Raw genomic sequence first — 21,182 nt, 5'->3', positions numbered from 1 at the left:
CACAAGAATAATTACCATTGCTCGGACATTTTAAAGGTAACTGCGAGATCGTCCCCGCCCGAGAGGGAGTTTACCACCAATGTGACAGGTTCATCATGGAACTCGTATGAGAGTCGCTCATTAAGTAAATTGACCGCCAGATTCGCATACGCCCCAGAAATCCCTGATCCTGTACCTTGCATAATAACTTTTCCACCCGTGACCGTAGTGCAGGTATAGTTCACTAGCAGCGCCGTGTCCGTGACAGGAATATTTGTAGTCGGTGTAGGATAATTCTCGAAGGCCCCATCAAGGGTCCCGCCTGCAACGACCATATATCGCACAGGTCTTTTGGACATAACATCTAAAGCTGCCGGTCGAATCTCAGCCGCAAGACCTTGTGGAATAGCAAAGCCAGGACGCCTCATAAAGCTGATTGCTGCAAAGTCAGTCGATGTAACGGTCACGTTATCACGTATTTCCGAAGTTATTCGGCTCACTTGAAACACTTCAAGATCAACGGCCGTCCATACACCGTCCGCATCAACAAGGAAAACCTGAATCTTCATCTGCTCCTGTGAATATACAAAATTAAATTGGAATAAATCCTCTACCATGACATAGGTCTTGCTTAAGGTCTCCTGATATTGCAGCTCAAATAACTCTTCAACAAAAATGGCCTGGGGACTGACACTATTGGATAAGCCCGTAATATAACAAAACGCGCCAGCCGATCCATTGTTGACAACTTTGATCACTACTTGATCTATTGGCCGAGTACCGTCGACTGGTAAATTAATAATGGTGTTTGTGGACAGAACAGGCAATGTCATCACACCTCCTATATATCAATTCATATATGATATGTAAACATTGTTTAGAATTATTGGGTGTAATTAAAATACAAGAGATGTTCCAGAGCATAAATAGAGATTTGCCACTAAATAACGAATGTGGTAAACTCGACTTAACTTTTTATGAACGGAGGGTTACGTGTGATAGACTTTATCCGAGTTAGAACTTTGCGCGGCTAATTGAATAGCGCTAAAGCTCTGCCCATGTGCAGAGGACTCAGGATTGGTCTACCCATTTTTAAAGGTAACCCGATAATTTAACAACAGCGTGTAGGGAGGATTCTCTTCACCTCCATTCCTTTAAGAATTGAACATCCATAGAAGCCGATTAGCCAACTGCTGCTCGCAAGGGATCAAAGTGCCTCTTCCCTGCGACTGGACTGTTGTTTAATTCATTCTACCTATGGAAGGCCCTAACTCTGACGTCCTCTAACGAACCGTAAGCACAGGCAGATTGCCTGTGTTTTTTTGCGTTTATTATTTACTATTGGAGGATGAATAAATATATGGAACAAATACGAGAAAAAGCAATTATAGTCGGTGTCCAGCTTCAGAACGAAACGAATTTCGCCTATTCGATGGAAGAGCTGAGCAATCTGGCAGTTGCCTGTGACCTTGAAGTCGTAGGAGAGCTTAGTCAAAAGGCAAGTCGAATTAACCCCTCCCATTATATCGGGACAGGTAAAATCGAGGAATTATCGGCACTTTTAGAGGCACACGATGCTCCTATTGTTATTTTTAACGACGAACTGTCACCTTCACAGATCCGCAATTTGGAGTCCGCACTGGATCGTCAGGTCATTGACCGGACCATTCTGATCTTGAATATTTTTGCGGAAAGAGCGAAGACCAAGGAAGCCCAGCTGCAAGTTGAAGTAGCCAAGCTGCAATATATGCTGCCGCGCCTCACAGGTCTTCGTGAGTCGCTGGGCAGACAAGGTGGCGGAGCTGGACTTAAAAACAGAGGTGCTGGTGAAACCAAGCTAGAGCTGGACCGCAGAAGAATTGAAGAGCGGATTACTGCTTTACAGGTTGAACTGCAACAACAAGTAGCAAGACGTCAAATCCAGCGGAAACAACGGCATAAAAATGAAGTTCCCGTCGTCTGCCTGGTAGGCTATACGAACACCGGAAAATCCAGCTTAATGAATGTCATGGTAGAGACTTACCATCCGGGTTCCCATAAACAAGTATTCGCCAAGGATATGCTGTTCGCTACACTAGAGACATCGGTTCGCAGCATTGAGCTGCCTGATCACAAAACCTTTTTATTAACAGATACTGTCGGATTCGTCAGCCAGCTTCCCCATCATCTGGTCAAAGCGTTCCGCTCCACTCTTGAAGAGGTTACCGAAGCGGACTTATTGATTCACGTAGTCGATATTTCCGATCCGCAGCATCAACAGCATATGGCGGTTACAGATGAGACGCTCAAAGCACTCGGCGCTGACCAGATTCCAACGATCTATGCCTATAATAAAGCTGATCTGACTGATTTGCCTTACCCGCAAATTGAAGGTGACAATGTCTACCTTTCCGCCAAGAAAAATAGTGGAATGGCTGAACTTACCGCTCTGATCCGCAGCCATGTTTTTACGGACTATGTCCAGTGTGAGATTCTGGTTCCATTTGATCGGGGTAATGTAGTCTCTTATTTCAATGAACACGCCCATGTTCAATCTACTAGCTATGAAGAAACAGGCACACGCCTTGAGCTGGAATGCAGAAAATCTGATTTTGATAAATTCCGCAACGATTTTATTGAGCTATAACAAATTAGAAACGACGTGGTAATCCTTAATTAAAAAAGAGGGATAGAGTTTTCAGAGTTATCTGAAGCTCTATCCCTTTCTTTTGTGAATAAAAAAATGAACAATACAAAAGAGCCCTCTCTTTGCATTGCTCAGTAAGTATAAAATAGGCAGACGCTAGATCTTATAAATATAGTTTCTAGACCCTATTCTTGAACATACAGTGTATCGGAAGCTTCTATTGTTGGCTGCCGGTAAAACCGTTCCTGCAGATAACCGCTGTAAGTAATTAAAGTCTGGATGCACCGATTCATCCGTTAAATAGGCCGAGATATCACTCCCATATACTCTTTCCTGATTCAGAGAGTCTATGATGATCTCTCCAGTAGTAATCCCTATGCCATGGCCGTAGAACAGATCATTTTCGAGTTTAATTGCATTCTCGCCCTGCCATTCTGGCTTGCTCGGAGCATGATCGGGATTCTTGAAATATACAACGTCTCCCCGCTGCGTTAGTTCCTTGTTGTAGTTTGTAATTAAGCGTAGATTCTCATCGTAATTCCAGTCCCATAAGAACAAATCCTTGAAATACTGATTAAACGCTTCCTCACCTATAGCTTCAATCGTCGCCCGATACATAACAATGACCATGGCTGTCGCGCATTCAAAGGCATATAAATGACCATTCCGAAAAATATCTTTAATCCCCACTGTGGGTTCCACGCCAGCGTTCAGTTGAAGCCCACCAATCTCTGTACGTGTCCAAAACTGCGGATTGCAGCGGGAATCATCAAATGTTGCAAAATCCACTCCACTTTCATTTAAAGCTTCAGCCGATTCCACGATGCTATCTCTCATTTTGCGCTCAAAGTCAAGGGCATCGGGTGAACGAACTTCCTTCACCATGCTTAGTCCCTCCAATGTAATAGGTTCTAAATATAGGTTATTGTACGTGTTCGTTACCGGGTTGGTGCTTAATTCTCATGATTCCCTGGCATCCACGAACCACTGGTTAAGCTGCCGTGTCTCTTCCGTCAAAATATCCAGGAAAATAGAAGTGCGATAACCCGTATCCTTCAAGCTTTTGCCCGTAATCTCTGCAATTCGGTTTAATCTATAAAGCAATGTATTAGTGTGTATATGTAAAAAAGCCGCGGATTCCTTTAAATTGCCGCTTAATGATAAATAGACAGCGATGGTTTTGAGAAAATCACTTTTATGCTCGCGATCATGTTCTTTTAGCGGATATAGCAACGGGCTTTTACGAATTCGACTGCGCTTTTGCTCCATAATAGCCGGTATATATGCCCAAAATCCAATCTCCTCGTACAATAGCAGCTCCCGCCCATGAAAAGGCAGCAGCTTTTTGATCTCCACAATGGACACCGCTTCCCAATAGGCAATAGCCGCGGACATATATTCAGTGTAATCGAGACTACAGCCAGCAGCCAGTGTGCAGCCTTCACTCTTATACATATCCTCCATTGTTTTATGCAGGAATGAAGATAATCCACCCGCCCCCTCGATCACAAAGCTGAAGGAAAACAAAATAATCAGCCGATTATGCTCAGCCGTCAGAAATAGTAATTGCAGTCCGGAATAAGATGCCATAACCTGCCGAAAACCGGAGTATTAAATGATCATCGATTACCTTGTCACTTTCAAACACGCTAATATAATATTTTTCCGGCAAAAGAATGGACCAAAATTCCGCATCCTTTTTAATATTTGCTTCGTTGTCGTAGTGGGAGGTAATCAGCTTCCAGAAAAAGTCCTCATGCGTTTTGTCCTGCTTCGTTTTCCAACCTCGCTGCTTAAGTAAATAACGGCCTACGATACCTGCCGCCTTCTCAACGATATTTTCGGCATGCCCTTCTACCAGGTTGCCTGTATCTACTACCCATATGTACCCGAGAATTTCCTTTTGATGTTTAATACAAATGGCCAGCCGGGGACCAAGTCCCACCTCCAGCACTGCAGGAATTCGAATGGGATGTGCCGCGCTCTCCAGCTGCTGCATAATCCCTTTTTTGCGCAAGCCAATAATCACAGCGTTAGGTACACGCTTCCCGATAATCGTTGAAATCCGCGCGGAGTCACTCTCAAATTCATGCGAGCTGTAGCCAATCACATGATGATTGCTGTCCTCGATGGTAACTTGAGACTGTAGCGATTCACTTATCGTATCCGCCAATGATTCCATACTGTCGAAGAAACGATCAAATAATGGATCCTTATCTGTCACTAGCTTCACTCCCACCTGAAGAATAACCAAATCCTGTACTCTAGAGTGATTTCATTATAGTATGCATCCCCCTAGCTGACTATAAGATAAATAGCTGGTTTAGGTGAGGGGCGAGATCGGCTTGTTGAGGAAGGTGTTTGGGACGGGGATGATTGGTGGGGGTTTTGTTGGGGGGTGTGGGGAGTTTTGTCGGGGTATTTGGTAAGGTTTAATAGTTGTTGGTGATTACCAAATGTTATAAGTGGTTTTTAGGGAATAACCCCCGGAAATCTCTCATCAAAGCTTTCACCCTATCCATCCAACTTCACTACGTAATCTATCCACCATAGCACCGCACGAGCAAACATCTACTGCATCTAATTACACTGAAACGCAATCTATTTACTTTAACGCCGTACTGACCAACTTCCACCCGGTCTCCACCGCAAGAAACGCCAAACAGCAAGCTCCCCGCAGAGAGCTTGCTGTTTGGCTCATTCCATTATGGAACGTGTCTATTTTAGATCAATGTGAATGTCTGCTCCATGGCTTGCTCAACCGTATAAGGTGTCTCACCCAACGCTTCGGCAACAGCTTGGCAGGTGATTCTGCCATTGGCTACATTCACGCCGCTTCTTAGGCCGTCATTATCCTGAATCGCCTTGATCACACCTTTATTGGCAATTTGCAGGGCATATGGAACTGTAACATTTGTTAAGGCAATAGTTGAGGTCTTAGGGACAGCACCCGGCATATTAGCCACGGAATAATGCAGCACGCCGTGTTTCACAAACACGGGATTATCATGTGTCGTCACTCTGTCGATGGTTGCTACAATGCCACCTTGGTCAATGGCCACGTCAACAATCACTGATCCTGGCTTCATGGTCTTGACCATTTCTTCGGAAACCAGCTTCGGTGCTTTAGCACCCGGAATTAACACGGCACCTACCAGCAGATCCGCTTCAGCCACTGCTTTGGCAATATTATAAGGGTTAGAGATCAACGTATTAATCTGTGCTCCAAAAATATCATCTAATTGACGTAGTCTCTCCGCACTGAGGTCAACTATCGTAACATCTGCGCCTAAGCCAATAGCCATCTTAGCTGCATTAGTACCTACTACACCGCCGCCAATGATACTCACTTTACCTCGGCTAACGCCAGGAACTCCGGAAAGAAGAATACCTTGTCCGCCGTAGTTCTTTTGCAGGAACTGCGCGCCCAATTGGACGGACATCCGGCCAGCTACTTCGCTCATCGGTGTTAACAGCGGCAAGGTGCGTCCATGAACAACCGTCTCATATCCGATCGCAAAGACGCCTTTGTCTTTTAGCGCAGCAGCCAAGGCAGGCTCTGGAGCAAGATGAAGATACGTAAATAGAATAAGGCCTGGACGGAAATAGGGGTACTCAGTTGCTAATGGTTCTTTTACCTTCATCACCATTTCAGCAGAGCTCCAGACCTTTGCTGCATCCTCAATCAATTGTGCTCCGGCAGAGACATACTCTTCGTTAGGAAATCCGCTGCCCACACCGGCTCCAGCTTCTACGAGCACTTGATGACCTTCAGTAATTAAACTAACTACACCCGCAGGGGTTATGGCAACACGATTTTCATTGTTTTTAATTTCTTTAGGTACTCCGATAATCATCATTCATCTCTCCCATCTAATGTAGATCCCTTATGTAAAGAATGATAACATATGATTAGCATTCCCATTTTGTTAAAAAATTAAAATATTATCTACCATGATTGTGTTTTTACACAAAGGATCAGACTTAACTGCCCATTAATCTTTAACAATTTTGGTACTCAACACAACCATCTTTATTATCTCATAAAAAAAGACACCCTATAGAGTGCCTTTTTGACGATTTTGTATGAAATTAAAGCGACTACCTTATTGCATTATGTTATATTAAGTGACATTACCTATCTTGATAATAACAACATCACTGTTTCTAACACTACATTTACCCCTTTTTCGCAGTCTTCATAAGAGGTTAGTTCCTCTTCACAATGGCTTTTACCCTTCACGCTAGGCACGAACACCATTGCGGATGGCAGAAAGCTGGCTACGAATTGTGCGTCATGCCCTGCACCACTTGCGATCTTTCGACTGGAATAACCCAAGGTTTGAGCCGCTTGCTCCACCAAATCACACACATTCTGATCAAACCACACCGTATCTCGGCCCCAAAGCTTAGTCTTGCTTACTTCACAATCCAGCAGTTGCTCTGGCAAACGGTTGATAATGGCTTCCACTTCACGCACAATCTCCATCTCTTTATGTCTGGCTTCAATGGTGAAAATCACTTTATTGGGAATGACGGTATGGATATTAGGAAGCACATTCATTCTGCCCATGGTATACACAAGCTCGGAATCGAGCGCCCCCAGCTTGCTCCGCAGCTCAATAATCAGATCTGTAGCAGCAAACAAAGCATCTTTGCGCATCGCCATAGGGGTTGTGCCCGCATGATCGGATTCTCCCGTCACCTCAATCTCGTAACAGGCCATACCAACTACACAGTCAACCAGCCCAATCGTCAGCTCCTCTTTTTCAAGAACAGGCCCTTGCTCGATATGAAGCTCCAAATAAGCGGTGGCTTCGGTGATACGATTGCTCATTTCTCCCTTATATCCACTCTTCTCCAGCGCTTCACCAAAGGTGATGTCTGCTGGATCTTTTTTGTTCAACATAACACTTTTATCAAACTTTCCGGACAACACACCAGAGGCCATCATAGATGGCTCAAAACGTGCCCCCTCTTCATTCGTAAAATTCATAATCGTCACCGGAACCTTCGGCTTAATCCCGTAATCTACAAGCGTCCGCACCACCTCTAGACCCGCGATAACCCCCAGGACGCCATCGAATCTGCCCCCTTTTTTCACAGTATCCATATGCGAGCCAATCACAATCGGAGGCCCGGAAGTTTCGCCTGCCAGTGTGGCATACATCGTCCCCATATCATCCATCTTCACAGACATTCCGAGCTCTTCACAACAGGCACGAAAATAATCCCGAACTTTAAGATCCTCTTCCGTCAGCGATAATCGGGTCACGCCATTTTTATCTGTACGCCCATAATCGGCAAATGCCTCGATTGTATTCTTCAGTCTCTCACCGTTCACGAATATTTTTTGCAGCTGCATCCCAGATCCCTCCGCTTCGAGCATTTTGTTGGCTTTCTATCTATGTTAAACCAAACCATAATATTTTCATTTTACATATTGTAATAACTATTATTCACATGATGCTACAACGAGTAGAGCCAGCAATAAGTAAACTAAAGTAGTATATACAATCTTTTCATACGAGGGGTAAGCTTAAGATAGCTTATCATCCAGTTTTCCACAGGAAAGGAGCGAGCCCATGAATCTAAGCCTTGTGATCCCGGTATACAATATAGAGCATTATATAACCCCTATGTTTAATTCACTGCTTGACCAAAGCGATCCGCATTTCGAAGTCATCATCGTAGATGATGGTTCTACGGATAACACTTACAACGTTATAGAAAAGATTCTTTCGCGTAATCCCGCCCTTTTCTGTAAAGTCATTCGAACGGAGAATCATGGAGTAAGCGCGGCTAGAAATAGGGGATTAGCTGAAGCCACAGGTAATTATGTTCTTTTTGTCGATGGAGATGATTATGTCTCCGCAGACTTGGTCTCAACCATTCATTCTTATACTCAAGATGAACAACCCGAGATTATTTGCTGGGGTTATAATCATGTCTCAGAAGGCAGAGAAACTCTATTAAGCTGTACCTCTGATTTCAGCGACGTGACGGGAAGCGAAGCACTGGCGCGGATTTTCGTGTACAAAAGCTTGCGAATATGGACAGGGAGTATCGCTTATAAGCGAGAATTCTTACTTCTCCACGGGTTAGGTTATACAGAACGCTGTGTGAATGGAGAGGATCAAGAGTTCATCTACAAAGCCTTGTCCAGAGCGGCCAGAGTCATCTCAATCCCGGATATACTATCATTTTATTTACAGAGAAACTCCTCCATCTCCAACAGCTATAACGTGAATAAATTCGATGTAGTGGATGCTTTCAAAAGGGTGGATGAATATTTCAAAACCTATCCCTTTGCTGAACTAGATACGATCTCACCTTTGTTAATGAACCGGGAGCTGATCGAGAACTACTTTTTCAACCTCAAAACCTGTCTAAATGGTACGGAAGGGGTAAGCATTCAGGAATTACTTCGTGACATCAACCATACCTATCCCAAGCTCAATCAAGAAATGGATGAACTCATAAGACGTTATAGAGGAGATAATCGCAGATTAACCCTTTATATCAGAACATTTTTAATCTCCCCGCTTCTATATCACAGATTCATCTCTGTGGAGAGAGGCTTATCCCGGTTCAAGCGCAACCTACTTAAAGGGAACGGAACCCGAAAGGAATCTAGAATATGAAAAAAATGCTGATATACGCCTATACCGAATTTAATCTGGGCGATGATCTATTCATTAAGGTGCTGTGCGAAAGATATCCGGATACCAAATTCAGAATTTGCGCACCACGCCTCTATAAACAATGTTTCAAAGAGCTCCCTAACCTCAAAGTGTATCCTTCCGATTCCCTTCTTCTAAGAGGCATTGGCTATATTTGCAGGAAGCTAAAGATACATAATGTGGCTCACAAATATCTGGCAGATCACTCAGATGGCGTCGTTCATATCGGCGGCTCAATTTTCATGGAAGCAGACCACTGGGCAGAGCATTTCAAGAATGCAGAAGTCATTCGTAATCAAAATAAGCCTTACTATCTGTTAGGATCTAATTTTGGCCCTTTTACAAATCAAGAATACTATGATGAGCACAAGCGGATTTTCAAGGATTATACAGATATATGTTTCAGAGAACAGTACTCTTATGATTTATTTAAGGATCTGGATAATGTCCGCTTAGCCCCAGATATTATTTTTCAGCTAGACCCGCCAGATATTCCAAACGAACCGGAGGATTACATCGTCTTATCCGTTATTAAACCTTCTGCGAAAGGTCTGAACGGTTTTGACAACCTCTATTATGAAAAAATGAAAGAACTCGCAATTTATTTCATTGAAAAAGGTTACGCGGTTCATTTCATGTCATTTTGCGAACACGAAGGCGATCAACTGGCGATTGAAGAGATTCAGCGCCTTATCGGTCCCTCCTACAAGGATGCTATTCAAGTGCATTTATATAAAACGAACATGGAAGAAGTGTTGTCCGTGTTAGCTAATGCCAGTTCTATTGTGGCTTCAAGATTCCATGCAATGATTCTGGGCTGGGTATTTAATAAACCGGTATTCCCTGTAGCCTACAGCAAAAAAATGGTCAATGTAATGAAAGATGTTGGATTCACAGGTCTGTATGCCGATTTCAACACGCTGGAACAGGTCCAGCCTGCACAGATTTTTGAAAGTATGATCACCTGCTCTATGGATGTCACACTGCAAGCAAAACAAGCCGAAAGACATTTCGAGCATCTAGATACGTATTTACCGCTTTACGAAAGGGGGATTCGTTATGAAAGCCAAGCGGAGCATTCTTAACTTATCCTTTGGACTGGGAAGTCAACTCATCACGATTATCCTCGGTTTTTTTATACCCAGACTGATAATGGTCAACTATGGCTCTGAGGCCAATGGGTTGATCGCTTCGATTGTGCAGATTATTAGTTATTTGGCGCTGCTGGAAGCAGGTGTTGGGGCGGCCTCGATCCAAGCACTTTACAAGCCGGTAGCTTCGGATAATAAAAACAATATCAACTCTATTCTGGCTGCCACCTCCAGCTATTATAAAAAAACAGGTATTTACTATTTCTTCGCCGTACTGCTACTCGCCATCGTGTACCCGCTAGTGATCTCGTCTGAGATCGATAAATTATCGATTATGGTCATTATTTTGCTTACGGGGATGGGCGGAGCAATCAATTATTATTTTCAGGGGAAATTCAAGGTCCTGCTCGCTGCGGAGGGAAAAAGCTATGTAGAGACTTCCATTGTCACTGTGGCTAATATTATGAACAGCCTGATCCGGATTCTGTTATTACTGCAAGGTGTGGACATTATTGCGGTTCAAGCTTCCTATTTTATCTTAACTTTACTTCAAATCATCGCTTTCTATATTTATATGAATAAGAATTACAAGTGGATCAACCTGAATCTCAAACCAGACTATGAAGCCATTGGTCAAAAGAATTCCGTATTAGTCCATGAAATCTCCTATTTGGTGTTTAGAAATACTGACGTACTTATATTAACCATCTTTACGAATCTAAAAATCGTCAGTATCTATGTTATGTACAATATGATTTTTACGATCGTGGATAATATCGTCCAGACCATAAACGGAAGTGTGAAGGCTGCCCTCGGGCAAAGCTACCATGAGAGTAAAGAAGCATTTATTAAATTTTATGATGCTTACGAAGTGTATTTTATGGGGCTTATCTTCTCGATTCTAACGGTGGCTTACATTTTGATTTTACCCTTTATGAAATTGTATACCGCTGGGGTAAACGACGTGAATTACATTGATATGTGGCTGCCGGTCTTGTTCGTAGTCATCAAATTATTAACCAATGCCAGAACGTCTTCCAATAATGTGATTACCATCGCTGGACATTTCAAAAAAACACAAAACCGTTCCATTCTGGAATCCGCCATTAATCTGGTGGCTTCTGTTGTCTTCGTAATCTTCATGGGAATTTACGGTGTACTGATGGGAACGATAGTTGCCCTCCTATACCGCTCCATAGATATTGTGATCTATGCCAGCAAACATTTGCTGGACCGCAGTCCATGGGTCACTTTTAGAAGATGGCTTACGAATGCAGTAGTTTTTGTAGGCATTATTCTCATCACAACTGCCATCGACATCCCGATCCATTCCTATCTGGGGCTTATGATCTGGGGTGTACTTCTAGGACTAGTGATCTTGCCTGTATATTTTGTAATCGGCTCTTTAATGGAACGTGAAGTCTTCCTCTATACATGGGAACATCTCAAAAAGTATCGATACAAACTCAAAAATAAAATTAACGCTCAGCCTGAGGTAAGTGGTTTATCCAAATAACACAACAGGAGGACTGGAAATGGATCATAGCGAGGTTTTGCAGCAAGCCTGTTACGTCTTTCTAAACGACCTAAATGATGAAATAAACCATTCACCCACCATCCAAATAGAGGATACAGAACTATTGCAAAGATGCCGCCAGATCATAGATCAAGAACAAAATGTACAAATCAAACCTTATCTGGAAACCTTATCTGAGGTTATTCATGCCTTTCTGACTGGGAGGGCTTCAGAGGATACTTTGAAATTCTATCTGTCTGAACAATTCAACATTGTTGCCAGTGATATCGCAGGTTTAATTCAGGGGTTGGTTAAAATGGAAAGCCGCATTTCGGATACGGAAATTTCCTACCCAGCAGTCCAATCCTTATCCGATTCTCCCAAGATCAGTGTCATTATCACCACCTATAATAGAAAAGAATTCCTATATCAAGCGATCCAAAGTATCTTAATGCAGGACTATCCCAATAAAGAGATTACAGTGATTGATGATTGTTCTACAGATGGCACGAAAGAGTTAATGCAGCAACACTTTGGGGCGGAGCCACGGGTCATTTACATGCGCAATGCTACCAATAGCGGACCTGGAAATAATCGTCGAAAAGCTTTTGCTGCACATGGTGATGGGGAATATGTTCTTTTTCTCGATGATGATGATTATCTGATCGACATGAATTATTTCAGTAAAGCTGTCCGCTTCCATCTCCTTCATCCCGAAATATCATTTGTAGCTGCGAATGTGTTTCTGGAGTATTCCAAAGCCAAACAACTAAAAATCTCCAATCTGCAGCTTAGCAGCATTATTAAGAAACGCGATTATTTCATGAATTTCGAGAAAAAAGGATATCCAAAACCCGCCTCTACTTTAACTACTGTCTTTAAACGAGAGGCCTTAATGGCTATGGATATCCTAGATATGAATATGGTCAACGATGCTTCCATCTATTTGCGTTCCCTGCTGGTAGGTGATGCGGGCTTCATTGATGTGATTGCTGGCGTGTACAGAATACACGGGAACAATATCACCTTTAATCTGAGCCAAGGATTTTTAATTGAGAATCTGGAAGAAAAGAAACTCATTAAGAATATGGCCGTGCAGAAATATGGATATAACGCACAGGAAATGACGGAATGGTTCAACCACAATGCTTACGATACGATCTCATACTATTTATTAAATTCTGCAAAAGACGCTACAGACTTTAAATTCATGTACCATTGGGCGCTTAACCATTGCCCGCTGATCTACAATCAATTAAAAAATGAGTTTCGCATGAAGCTTATTAAAAAACAACTATTACGAATCTCCTTACTCCGCACGCTACTCGGCAGATGATTCGCTCATTAGCTTATCGAGCAGCAGAAAAAACTCTTTAAGCTTTTCTTTTGGGATGTCGGCATACTTGTCTCCAATGCTGATCTCACAATAAGAAGTATGTTCCCCGGTAGCTCTTATACCCGCGCTTAAACCGATTCCTGTCGCCTCATACACCGCTGACAGAATCGGTTCAATTTGTTCCTTAGACATTTGAAAATGCATGTGAAACATATTGGAGACAGGTTGAGCGGGCAGAGTGGTTACGTCGTGACATTGATTAACCCAAGCAGCAAGCTCCTTTGCACCTTCATAATACTGCTGCATGTTGCCTTCTCTTTGCTGGTAATAATAATCAGAAGAAATGATGTACGGATATAAGCTGATTAAGTCTCCACCATGCCGCCGTTTCCATATCTTTGATTGCTTCGTAAAATCTTCACTGCCTGCAAGAATTGCCCCAGCGATTCCTCCAATTCCTTTATAAAAGGATATATACACACTATCAAAGAGTGCAGAGATTTCAGCTGCTGACTTCCCGTAATACGGAAGGATCTCAAATAATCTCGCCCCATCCAAATGCAATTTAATGCCGCATGCACGGCAATGAGCAGAAATAGCTTCAAGCTCCGTGTATTCTGGCAGCTGACCACCAATCTCGCGCTGGGGTAATTCCAGCAACAGACAGGCGATATCCTCCTTTAGGTTCGCCACATCCTCCAAAGTGATTAATCGGTTCTTGTCCGCAAGCAAGATAGGCTCAATATGATGTAATTCCTTCAGGCCATCCTGCTCATGGATCTCCAAGTGACATAAGGGATGATAGGCTACTTTTTTCACCTCTTTTTCATCGCACCAAATTCTTAAAGCGATTTGCTGCGCCATCGTTCCGCTCGGAAAGAAAACCGCGGTTTCTTTGCCCAGGATATTCGCCATTTTCGTCTGGAAATCTTCAATCACTTCGCCCGTTCCATAAATATCAGATGCCTTACTGTTCTCTACGGCTGCCAAGGCTTCCTTCAACACTTGCACATCTCTATTCCCATTCCCTGCGATTCGATAGGCCGTTTCATTAAAAGCCTCTTGTACGGTTTTTTTTCCGTTCATTCGTTGGATAACCCCTTCCGGATTTGCCTTGTCCCTAATATAGACGAATTTCCAAAAATCCCATCTTAATTTTACCCGATCTAAGGTGAAAAAACATGAGCGCTGTGCTACAATATTGGAATTGCAACGGCAATCTTAGGGAGGGTTATTGAATCACATGCTCATTATTGGTATCGCCGGCGGCACCGGCTCGGGAAAAACAACCGTAGCCCGCTCCGTCATTGACCGTCTTGGAACGGGAAAGGTAACTTTCATATCTCAAGATAACTACTATAAGGATCACTCACATCTCAGCTTTGCTGAACGTGAATCCATTAATTACGATCATCCTTTCGCTTTCGATAACGAGCTGCTCATTGAGCATCTTAAATCTCTGCGCGAAGAACAGACCGCATTCGCTCCCGTGTATGACTTTACAGTCCATGCCCGCTCCACTACAGAGACGGTAGAACTGAAGCCAAACAATATTGTAATCATCGAGGGACTCCACGTCCTTTCTGACGAGAATCTCCGTGAAATGCTCGACATCAAGGTATTCGTGGATGCCGATCCTGATGTACGCATTCTCCGCCGGGTCCTTAGAGATATTGAAGAACGTGGACGGAGCATCCAGTCGATCCATCATCAATATTTGAGTACAGTTAAACCCATGCATGAAGCTTTTATCGAACCATCCAAAAAATACGCTGACCTGATCATCCCTGAAGGTGGCCATAATGAGGTTGGTATTCAGTTGTTGTCCATCCTAACGGAGAAGCATCTATATAACGATTGGACGTCTTAAAGTCTTAATTAAGCGCTTCTAGCTAGCTGCAGAGAATCTCTCTGCGGCTTTTTTGATATGCGTTGACCCATCCATGGTTCAGAATAATCCCACCTCATTATGGTAATAGCTATATTTACAGCACCAGCGGAAGAGGGATAACAACTATGGGATTTCTGAACAGAACAATAACAAAAGTTTTTAAGAACCCTTCATTAGGGCACCCTAACCCCACTAAAGAATTACCCAAGGAACCCATTAAAGAAAAACTTCAAGATAATATTCAATATATAAAAACAACACTCGGCAATAGTACAGATCTCGTGATTAGAGAATTCTTTATTGGTTCCAAACACCAGATCAAAGCAGCTATTTTCTATACAGATGGATTGGCGGATAGTAAAGCTATTCAGGATTTCATTCTGGAATCACTAATCTTAGAACTTCCAGATCCAAGTCTTGATACACAAACAGCCAACTATCAATTATTAAAAGATCACATGCTCACTGTAGGGGATATTAAAGATGCGACGGAGTTCAATTCTTTATTCACCTCTCTATTATCCGGAGATGTGATCCTCTTACTTAATGGATATACCAAAGGGTTCACCATAGGCATGCGTGACTGGAAAGACCGTGGCGTAACGGAAAGTGCCACTGAAACGGTGATTCGTGGACCTAAGGAAGCCTTCACAGAAAGCTTACGCACGAATACCGCATTAATCCGGCGGAAAATAAAAGACCCCAATCTTTGGTTAGAAACACAGCAAATTGGACGTGTAACACAGACAGACGTAGCCCTCATGTATATCAATGGCATTGTTAGTGATGAGATTCTGCAAGAAGTACACTCACGTTTAGATCGGATCGACATTGACGGGATCCTGGAAAGTGGCTATATCGAAGAATTAATCGAGGATGAAACCTATACCCCATTTCCAACGATCCATCATACGGAACGCCCTGACGTTATAGCAGCTGCTCTTATGGAAGGAAAAGTAGCCATATTAGTAGATGGGACACCTATAGTAATGACGGTGCCTACCTTATTTGTTTCCTTCATGCAGACGGCGGAAGATTATTATCAACGTGCCGATGTTAGCACCTTAGTACGAATGCTTCGATACTTCAGTATTTTCATTTCACTACTTGCCCCATCTTTGTATGTAGCTATTACTACCTTTCATCAGGAGATGCTGCCCACAACCCTGCTGATCAGTCTAGCCGCACAACGGGAGGGCGTGCCGCTTCCAGCATTTATTGAAGCACTCTTAATGGAGCTTGCCTTTGAGATTATACGAGAAGCGAGTGTACGAATGCCTCAAACCATAGCCCAATCTGTATCCATTGTAGGCACCCTAGTGATTGGGACTGCGGCAGTTGATGCCGGCATTGTTTCTGCTGCCATGCTTATTGTCGTCGCTATTACTGCTATCTCCAGCTTTGTGCTGCCATCCTTCGATCTTGCCCTGACCATCAGAATGCTCCGTTTCCCAATGATGTTCCTTGCTGCATCCTTTGGATTGTTTGGGATCATTATCGGCGTTATTGCGATAGTTCTTCACATGTGCAGCTTACGTTCCTTTGGAATTCCTTATTTGAGTCCGTTTGCTCCCTATAATCTCGCCGATCAAAAGGACACCTTTTTCCGAATGCCGCATTGGGCTATGTTTACCCGCCCTAGACTTATCAATAAAAAAAATATCGTTCGGGAAAAGAGTACACCACCGGAGAAACCGGGAGATCTCACGGAGGAATAGCCCCTGAAACCTTGACCTATGAAGTGATAAATTGGAGTGAAGAAAGCCATGCTCGAAAAAGGTAAAATAAGTACTCGCCAGCTTACCATACTGGTTATGTTCCTTACGATCGGGGATTCCATTCTCGTAATCCCTCCCTCCACTTCACACTACGCCAGACAAAATGCCTGGATTTCCGCATTAATTGGTATGATCGTAGGTTTATTAGCCATCTATATGTACAGCAAGTTCGTAAAGTTGTACCCCAAACTAACGCTTATTGAGGCGATTCAAAAGGCTTTTGGAAAATGGATTGGGACTATTCTATCACTCTTGACCTTAATGTATTTTCTTATCGTCACCGTTGGAAGTATGCGAGAACTCAGTGAGTTCGTTACATCCGAAATATTACCGAGAACCCCTATTCCGGCTGTTTTAATCTTATTCATGGTGATCGTGATTATGGCTACACGACTAGGTATTGAAGTCATAGGACGAGCTGGAGAGATCTTTACACCTATGATTATTATCCTATTTCTGATTCTGACGGTCGCAATTATTCCTCAGATGGAGATTGTCAGATTACTGCCCATATTGGAGGATGGCATAAAACCAGTGTTGAGAGGGTCTATTTCCATTACGGCTTACACCTTTATAGAACCGGTTGTTTTTCTAATGTTTCTCCCTTATGTAAACCAACAACAAAAGATAACCAAAGGCTTACTACAAGGCTGTTTCTTAGGCGGTATTATTATCTTCCTGACGGTTACTATTTCCATATTAGTGCTAGGTCCAGATCTGACAACCAGGGATATCTATCCCAGTTATAACATTGCAAGGCGCATATCCGTTGGTGGTTTCTTCGAGCGGGTGGAAGCCATGATAGCACTACTTTGGATGTTAACCTTGTTTATAGAAGTTACCTTATACTTCTATGCTTTCGTTCTGGGGTTGTCTCAATTATTCAAACTAAAAGAGTACCGGGTGCTAACTCTACCCACAGGATTAATTTTGGTTACACTAGCACCTCTTATTGGGCCAAATTACACCTATTACAACAAAGTATTCGATAATTATTGGGTGTACTATGTTATAACCTTCGGGTTATTTCTACCTTTGGTGTTGTTAGGTGTGGGAATGTTTCGAAGGGCACTGGACAAAGGCTTAAAATCTCGAAGCTAAAGATGGGCTGGGAGACATGAATACCGAAAGATCTAACGGAGGATTAAACCATGAAACGAAGATCGCTTCTGATTTGTGTTCTTATTCTCATGCAAATATTTGTAACAGGTTGCTGGAGCCGCCGAGAATTAAATGATCTTGCGATTGCTGTAGGAATAGGGATCGATAAAATTGGAGATCAATATCAAGTTTCTGCACAAGTGGTCTTACCCAGTCAAATCGCTGGCTCCAAGGGAGGCTCTCCTCAAGCACCCGTCAACCTTTATAAAGCGACAGGAAATACTGTATATGAAGCCCTTAGAAAAATCACAACCGTTAGCCCACGTAAAATTTATATCTCTCATTTACGGATCCTAGTCCTTGGCGAGGATTTGGCTAAAGAGGGAATCAACGATGTTCTTGATTTCATGTCAAGAGACACTGATACGCGAAATGATTATTTTATAGTGGTAGCAAAGGATGCAAAGGCAGAAGATGCGTTGAAAATATTAACCAGTCTTGAAAAGATTCCTGCCGTGCGATTGTTTTCCAGTCTGGAAAGCTCGGAGAAAAATTGGGCACCTACATCTACTGTGACATTAGGAACCCTAATTACAGAACTTGTCAGTAAGGGTAAGAATCCAGTCTTAACAGGTGTTGTCATCGAGGGGAGTGTAGATGTAGGAGAAACTCCGAATAATGTTGAAACGGTAGACTCTCCAACAGAATTGAAATACTCCGGATTGGCCATATTCAAGGAAGACAAATTGATTGGTTGGCTAAATCCTGAGGAATCAAAAGTGTATAACTATTTAACCAATAAAGTAGAGAGTACTGTTTTCTATATCCAATGTCCCGAAGGTAAAAAGGTTTCGCTTGATGTATTTGAAGCCCGTTCCAAAATGAAAGGCAGCATCCATAATGACAAACCAGAAATCAGTATTGAGCAACATATAGAATCAGATATAGGAGAGGTTCAGTGTAGAAATCTTGAACTGACAGACACAAAAACTATCACCGAATTAGAACAAATCGCCAATAAAAAAGTCCGGAATTTATTCAAAACTACTATTAAAAAGGTACAGAATGAATACAAAAGCGATATTTTTGGATTCGGTGAAATCATCCATCGTTCTAACCCGCAGGCGTGGAAGAAACTGCGAAACAATTGGGATGAGACCTTTGTTAACCTTCCAATAAGCGTAAAGATGGATATTAAGATTCGCCTGTTAGGGAAAGTGACTAACTCTTTCCTAGAAGAGACGAAGTGATGAATTGGAGTCACAAAACCATGTATAACATCGCAAGGTGCCCAACTATTAAAATTGAAAGAGTATCGAGTGTTAACCAAATTACACTTATTACAGCGAAATTGCAGTAATGTTCAGAAGAGCACTGAGCAAAGACTTAATATCTCGAAACTAGATGGTTTGGGAGGTTGTGAATATTGGGTATAGTAGTGATTCTCATAGTTGTAGCCGTTATAGCAGCCATTGAAGTTCCCCTGATGTGGAGGAAAAAATTAATCAAGGAGATGTGGGTTTTCTCATTTCTTCTGTTGCTGGGAACTTTCTTCAGTCTTATTAATGCGTTACATATTTCGGTCTCTAACCCATTGGGATGGATGATATTTATCTATAAACCCGTCTCCGATATGGTAAATGCCTGGTTATCCTAAAATGGGACTGAACCATTCCCTTGAGATGGCTTAGTCCCCATGATTAAACGACATTGCCAAATCAGCAAGCGCCCTAAAGTTTGTTGCTAGCCGTTCACGCGCCAGCCAGTAATAGACTTCCTGGCCTCTCTTTTTATGGTCAACAATGCGGGCATCCCGTAGGATTTTGAGATGATGTGAAATCGCTGGCCTGCTTATTTCGAATTCACCTGCAATTTCCCCAACATTTAGCCGACCTTTATTCCCTAATAACGTAACAATCCGAATCCGAGTAGGATCACCAAATGCGGTGAGAAACCGTGTGATGCTGTTGATATCGTTAGGTTTAATCTCTTGCGGTTCTATCTCCCCACCCCGATTCGTAAATAAACTTAAACATACTCACTTGTTGAAACTACAATAAAGACCTTGTAGATTCTCTAACTATTAATTCTGCCGGGAAAATCTGATGCGCATGCTTAACCTTCTTATTGATGAGATCAAAAAGAATCTTAATCGTCGCTTCCGCAATCTCCACTACCGGCTGTTTGATGGTAGTAATAGAAGGATTATAATAGAAGGAAATATCCAATCCGTCATAACCAGCCACAGAGTAATCTTCCGGGACTTGCTTGCCCGCTTCAAATATTGCCTTACAGGCGCCGATAGCCATACTATCTGATAAGGTAAAAATAGCGGTGAACTCTTCACCTAACTCTAGCAATTCTTTTGTAACCGCATACCCATTTTCCATACTGTAACTGTCGATATCCTCTTTCATCCGCCGCACTAGCCGCTCATTATAAGCGATTCCATGATCAGCTAAAGCCCTTTTATAACCTTCATATCTTAACTTACCGATACTTACATCTTCTTCTGGTGCAGTAATGACTGCGATTTTCTCATGCCCCAGATTACATAAATAGTCCACAATCTTATAGCTCTCATTAAAGTCATCGACAGATACAGAAGAATAGTCGCTCAAATCAAACTCTTCCGTCATTCCGATCGTACTAAGGACAAATGGAACCGTTAATTGCTGTAATTTCTCTTGAGAGTGTGAGAATAGCCCTCCTAAAAAGACAATTCCCTTTAGCCTTTTTTCTTTCTCCAGCTCAATCGCCACTTCGATCTCATCTTGATTCTCATCAACTCGCTGTAGGATGAAGGAGTATTTCTTGCGTTGAATCTCTTTTTCGAACACTTTGATCATCGGGCTAAAAAATGGATTGGATATCCCTTTAATCAATACTGCAATCGTTTTCGAATCAGAACGTTTTAAATTTCTTGCACTGTTGTTCGGGACATAATGATTTTCTTTGATAACCCTCATAACCATCGCTTTTGTTTCTTCATTAATATCCGGATGATTGTTAATAGCCCTTGATACAGTAGTCACGCCAACACCGCATAATTTGGCGATGTCTATAATAGTCAGTCTCTCCATTTCTATCTATCCTTTACTTGTTAGTATCTATCAAACTCCTTAATCCTTATTCAACTTCATAGTCAAAATAAGAAAGCAGGGGATTCCTGATGGTCACC

At 42.5% G+C, this 21,182-nt stretch carries 19 protein-coding genes; 10 read left to right on the top strand and 9 right to left on the bottom strand.

Annotation, left to right across the window (positions count from 1 at the left end):
* Nucleotides 1-11 precede the first annotated feature (11 nt).
* Entirely contained in the window at nt 12-812 is an 801-nt protein-coding gene (locus tag NSQ91_RS01425) for a hypothetical protein (RefSeq protein WP_076126993.1), read from the bottom strand.
* Between the two features lie 527 nt (nt 813-1,339).
* Between NSQ91_RS01425 and hflX the strand changes: the two genes are divergently transcribed.
* Nucleotides 1,340-2,605, top strand: a complete 1,266-nt coding sequence (gene hflX, locus NSQ91_RS01420; RefSeq protein ID WP_076305113.1) for a GTPase HflX — start codon at nt 1,340-1,342, stop codon at nt 2,603-2,605.
* Nucleotides 2,606-2,761: 156 nt separating this feature from the next.
* On the opposite strand, the gene NSQ91_RS01415 is transcribed toward hflX, so the two are convergent.
* The 5 genes from NSQ91_RS01415 to NSQ91_RS01395 form a co-directional block, all read right to left on the bottom strand.
* Nucleotides 2,762-3,490: a protein-glutamine gamma-glutamyltransferase gene (locus NSQ91_RS01415; protein WP_076305114.1), complete on the bottom strand. Its 729-nt coding sequence runs from the start codon at nt 3,488-3,490 to the stop codon at nt 2,762-2,764.
* A 75-nt stretch (nt 3,491-3,565) separates the two neighbouring features.
* Nucleotides 3,566-4,195, bottom strand: coding sequence for a helix-turn-helix domain-containing protein (locus NSQ91_RS01410; RefSeq protein ID WP_340916201.1), 630 nt, complete (start codon nt 4,193-4,195; stop codon nt 3,566-3,568).
* Nucleotides 4,152-4,829, bottom strand: a complete 678-nt coding sequence (locus NSQ91_RS01405; protein ID WP_340916199.1) for a hypothetical protein — start codon at nt 4,827-4,829, stop codon at nt 4,152-4,154. Before NSQ91_RS01405 ends, NSQ91_RS01410 begins: the two co-directional genes overlap by 44 nt.
* A gap of 499 nt (nt 4,830-5,328) precedes the next feature.
* On the bottom strand, nt 5,329-6,462 hold the full coding sequence (gene ald / locus NSQ91_RS01400) for an alanine dehydrogenase (protein ID WP_076305115.1): 1,134 nt from the start codon (nt 6,460-6,462) through the stop codon (nt 5,329-5,331).
* 281 nt (nt 6,463-6,743) lie between these two features.
* Entirely contained in the window at nt 6,744-7,970 is a 1,227-nt protein-coding gene (locus tag NSQ91_RS01395; RefSeq protein WP_076305116.1) for a Zn-dependent hydrolase, read from the bottom strand.
* 220 nt (nt 7,971-8,190) lie between these two features.
* On the opposite strand from NSQ91_RS01395, the gene NSQ91_RS01390 reads away from it, so the two are divergent.
* Genes NSQ91_RS01390 through NSQ91_RS01375 form a run of 4 tightly spaced genes read left to right on the top strand, consistent with a single transcriptional unit; the run spans nt 8,191 to nt 13,231 of the window.
* Nucleotides 8,191-9,249 (top strand): glycosyltransferase family 2 protein, encoded by a 1,059-nt coding sequence (locus NSQ91_RS01390; protein ID WP_076305117.1) that lies wholly within the window; start codon nt 8,191-8,193, stop codon nt 9,247-9,249.
* Nucleotides 9,246-10,373: a polysaccharide pyruvyl transferase family protein gene (locus NSQ91_RS01385; protein ID WP_076305118.1), complete on the top strand. Its 1,128-nt coding sequence runs from the start codon at nt 9,246-9,248 to the stop codon at nt 10,371-10,373. Before NSQ91_RS01390 ends, NSQ91_RS01385 begins: the two co-directional genes overlap by 4 nt.
* Nucleotides 10,348-11,895, top strand: coding sequence for a sugar isomerase (locus NSQ91_RS01380; protein ID WP_076126979.1), 1,548 nt, complete (start codon nt 10,348-10,350; stop codon nt 11,893-11,895). The genes NSQ91_RS01385 and NSQ91_RS01380 overlap by 26 nt, the downstream gene beginning before the upstream one ends.
* A gap of 19 nt (nt 11,896-11,914) precedes the next feature.
* On the top strand, nt 11,915-13,231 hold the full coding sequence (locus tag NSQ91_RS01375; protein ID WP_076126977.1) for a glycosyltransferase family 2 protein: 1,317 nt from the start codon (nt 11,915-11,917) through the stop codon (nt 13,229-13,231).
* On the opposite strand, the gene NSQ91_RS01370 is transcribed toward NSQ91_RS01375, so the two are convergent.
* On the bottom strand, nt 13,217-14,317 hold the full coding sequence (locus NSQ91_RS01370; protein WP_076305119.1) for a threonine aldolase family protein: 1,101 nt from the start codon (nt 14,315-14,317) through the stop codon (nt 13,217-13,219). The two genes, NSQ91_RS01375 and NSQ91_RS01370, sit on opposite strands and share 15 nt — an antisense overlap.
* Nucleotides 14,318-14,474: 157 nt before the next feature.
* On the opposite strand from NSQ91_RS01370, the gene udk reads away from it, so the two are divergent.
* The 5 genes from udk to NSQ91_RS01345 all read left to right on the top strand — a co-directional run bounded on the left by udk (nt 14,475) and on the right by NSQ91_RS01345 (nt 19,658).
* Entirely contained in the window at nt 14,475-15,101 is a 627-nt protein-coding gene (udk, locus tag NSQ91_RS01365) for a uridine kinase (protein ID WP_036687251.1), read from the top strand.
* Nucleotides 15,102-15,247: 146 nt separating this feature from the next.
* On the top strand, nt 15,248-16,840 hold the full coding sequence (locus tag NSQ91_RS01360) for a spore germination protein (RefSeq protein ID WP_076192561.1): 1,593 nt from the start codon (nt 15,248-15,250) through the stop codon (nt 16,838-16,840).
* A 48-nt stretch (nt 16,841-16,888) separates the two neighbouring features.
* Nucleotides 16,889-18,001, top strand: a complete 1,113-nt coding sequence (locus NSQ91_RS01355; RefSeq protein WP_076305120.1) for a GerAB/ArcD/ProY family transporter — start codon at nt 16,889-16,891, stop codon at nt 17,999-18,001.
* 50 nt (nt 18,002-18,051) lie between these two features.
* On the top strand, nt 18,052-19,251 hold the full coding sequence (locus tag NSQ91_RS01350) for a Ger(x)C family spore germination protein (protein WP_076305121.1): 1,200 nt from the start codon (nt 18,052-18,054) through the stop codon (nt 19,249-19,251).
* A gap of 176 nt (nt 19,252-19,427) precedes the next feature.
* Entirely contained in the window at nt 19,428-19,658 is a 231-nt protein-coding gene (locus tag NSQ91_RS01345; RefSeq protein WP_254847760.1) for a hypothetical protein, read from the top strand.
* A gap of 30 nt (nt 19,659-19,688) precedes the next feature.
* Here NSQ91_RS01345 and NSQ91_RS31955 read toward each other — a convergent pair whose 3' ends face one another.
* Both NSQ91_RS31955 and NSQ91_RS01340 read right to left on the bottom strand, forming a co-directional pair.
* Nucleotides 19,689-19,964 carry an ArsR/SmtB family transcription factor gene (locus NSQ91_RS31955; RefSeq protein ID WP_370511611.1) on the bottom strand — a complete coding sequence of 92 codons (276 nt, stop codon included), beginning with the start codon at nt 19,962-19,964 and terminating at the stop codon, nt 19,689-19,691.
* Between the two features lie 88 nt (nt 19,965-20,052).
* Nucleotides 20,053-21,084, bottom strand: coding sequence for a LacI family DNA-binding transcriptional regulator (locus NSQ91_RS01340; protein ID WP_076126967.1), 1,032 nt, complete (start codon nt 21,082-21,084; stop codon nt 20,053-20,055).
* Nucleotides 21,085-21,182 lie beyond the last annotated feature (98 nt).

Source organism: Paenibacillus sp. FSL R7-0048, from assembly GCF_038004505.1.
Classification (GTDB): domain Bacteria; phylum Bacillota; class Bacilli; order Paenibacillales; family Paenibacillaceae; genus Paenibacillus_AQ; species Paenibacillus_AQ odorifer.
The sequence above is the reverse complement of the archived record's forward strand: the minus strand, read 5'-3'. Positions and strand labels throughout refer to the sequence as shown.

What these genes read in the sequence shown, in the direction of transcription:
- NSQ91_RS01425 (WP_076126993.1), bottom strand. Translation starts at nt 812, where the DNA reads ATGACATTGCCTGTTCTGTCCACAAACACCATTATTAATTTACCAGTC.
- hflX (WP_076305113.1), top strand. Translation starts at nt 1,340, where the DNA reads ATGGAACAAATACGAGAAAAAGCAATTATAGTCGGTGTCCAGCTTCAG.
- NSQ91_RS01415 (WP_076305114.1), bottom strand. Translation starts at nt 3,490, where the DNA reads ATGGTGAAGGAAGTTCGTTCACCCGATGCCCTTGACTTTGAGCGCAAA.
- NSQ91_RS01410 (WP_340916201.1), bottom strand. Translation starts at nt 4,195, where the DNA reads ATGGCATCTTATTCCGGACTGCAATTACTATTTCTGACGGCTGAGCAT.
- ald (WP_076305115.1), bottom strand. Translation starts at nt 6,462, where the DNA reads ATGATTATCGGAGTACCTAAAGAAATTAAAAACAATGAAAATCGTGTT.
- NSQ91_RS01395 (WP_076305116.1), bottom strand. Translation starts at nt 7,970, where the DNA reads ATGCAGCTGCAAAAAATATTCGTGAACGGTGAGAGACTGAAGAATACA.
- NSQ91_RS01390 (WP_076305117.1), top strand. Translation starts at nt 8,191, where the DNA reads ATGAATCTAAGCCTTGTGATCCCGGTATACAATATAGAGCATTATATA.
- NSQ91_RS01385 (WP_076305118.1), top strand. Translation starts at nt 9,246, where the DNA reads ATGAAAAAAATGCTGATATACGCCTATACCGAATTTAATCTGGGCGAT.
- NSQ91_RS01380 (WP_076126979.1), top strand. Translation starts at nt 10,348, where the DNA reads ATGAAAGCCAAGCGGAGCATTCTTAACTTATCCTTTGGACTGGGAAGT.
- NSQ91_RS01375 (WP_076126977.1), top strand. Translation starts at nt 11,915, where the DNA reads ATGGATCATAGCGAGGTTTTGCAGCAAGCCTGTTACGTCTTTCTAAAC.
- NSQ91_RS01370 (WP_076305119.1), bottom strand. Translation starts at nt 14,317, where the DNA reads ATGAACGGAAAAAAAACCGTACAAGAGGCTTTTAATGAAACGGCCTAT.
- udk (WP_036687251.1), top strand. Translation starts at nt 14,475, where the DNA reads ATGCTCATTATTGGTATCGCCGGCGGCACCGGCTCGGGAAAAACAACC.
- NSQ91_RS01360 (WP_076192561.1), top strand. Translation starts at nt 15,248, where the DNA reads ATGGGATTTCTGAACAGAACAATAACAAAAGTTTTTAAGAACCCTTCA.
- NSQ91_RS01355 (WP_076305120.1), top strand. Translation starts at nt 16,889, where the DNA reads ATGCTCGAAAAAGGTAAAATAAGTACTCGCCAGCTTACCATACTGGTT.
- NSQ91_RS01350 (WP_076305121.1), top strand. Translation starts at nt 18,052, where the DNA reads ATGAAACGAAGATCGCTTCTGATTTGTGTTCTTATTCTCATGCAAATA.
- NSQ91_RS01340 (WP_076126967.1), bottom strand. Translation starts at nt 21,084, where the DNA reads ATGGAGAGACTGACTATTATAGACATCGCCAAATTATGCGGTGTTGGC.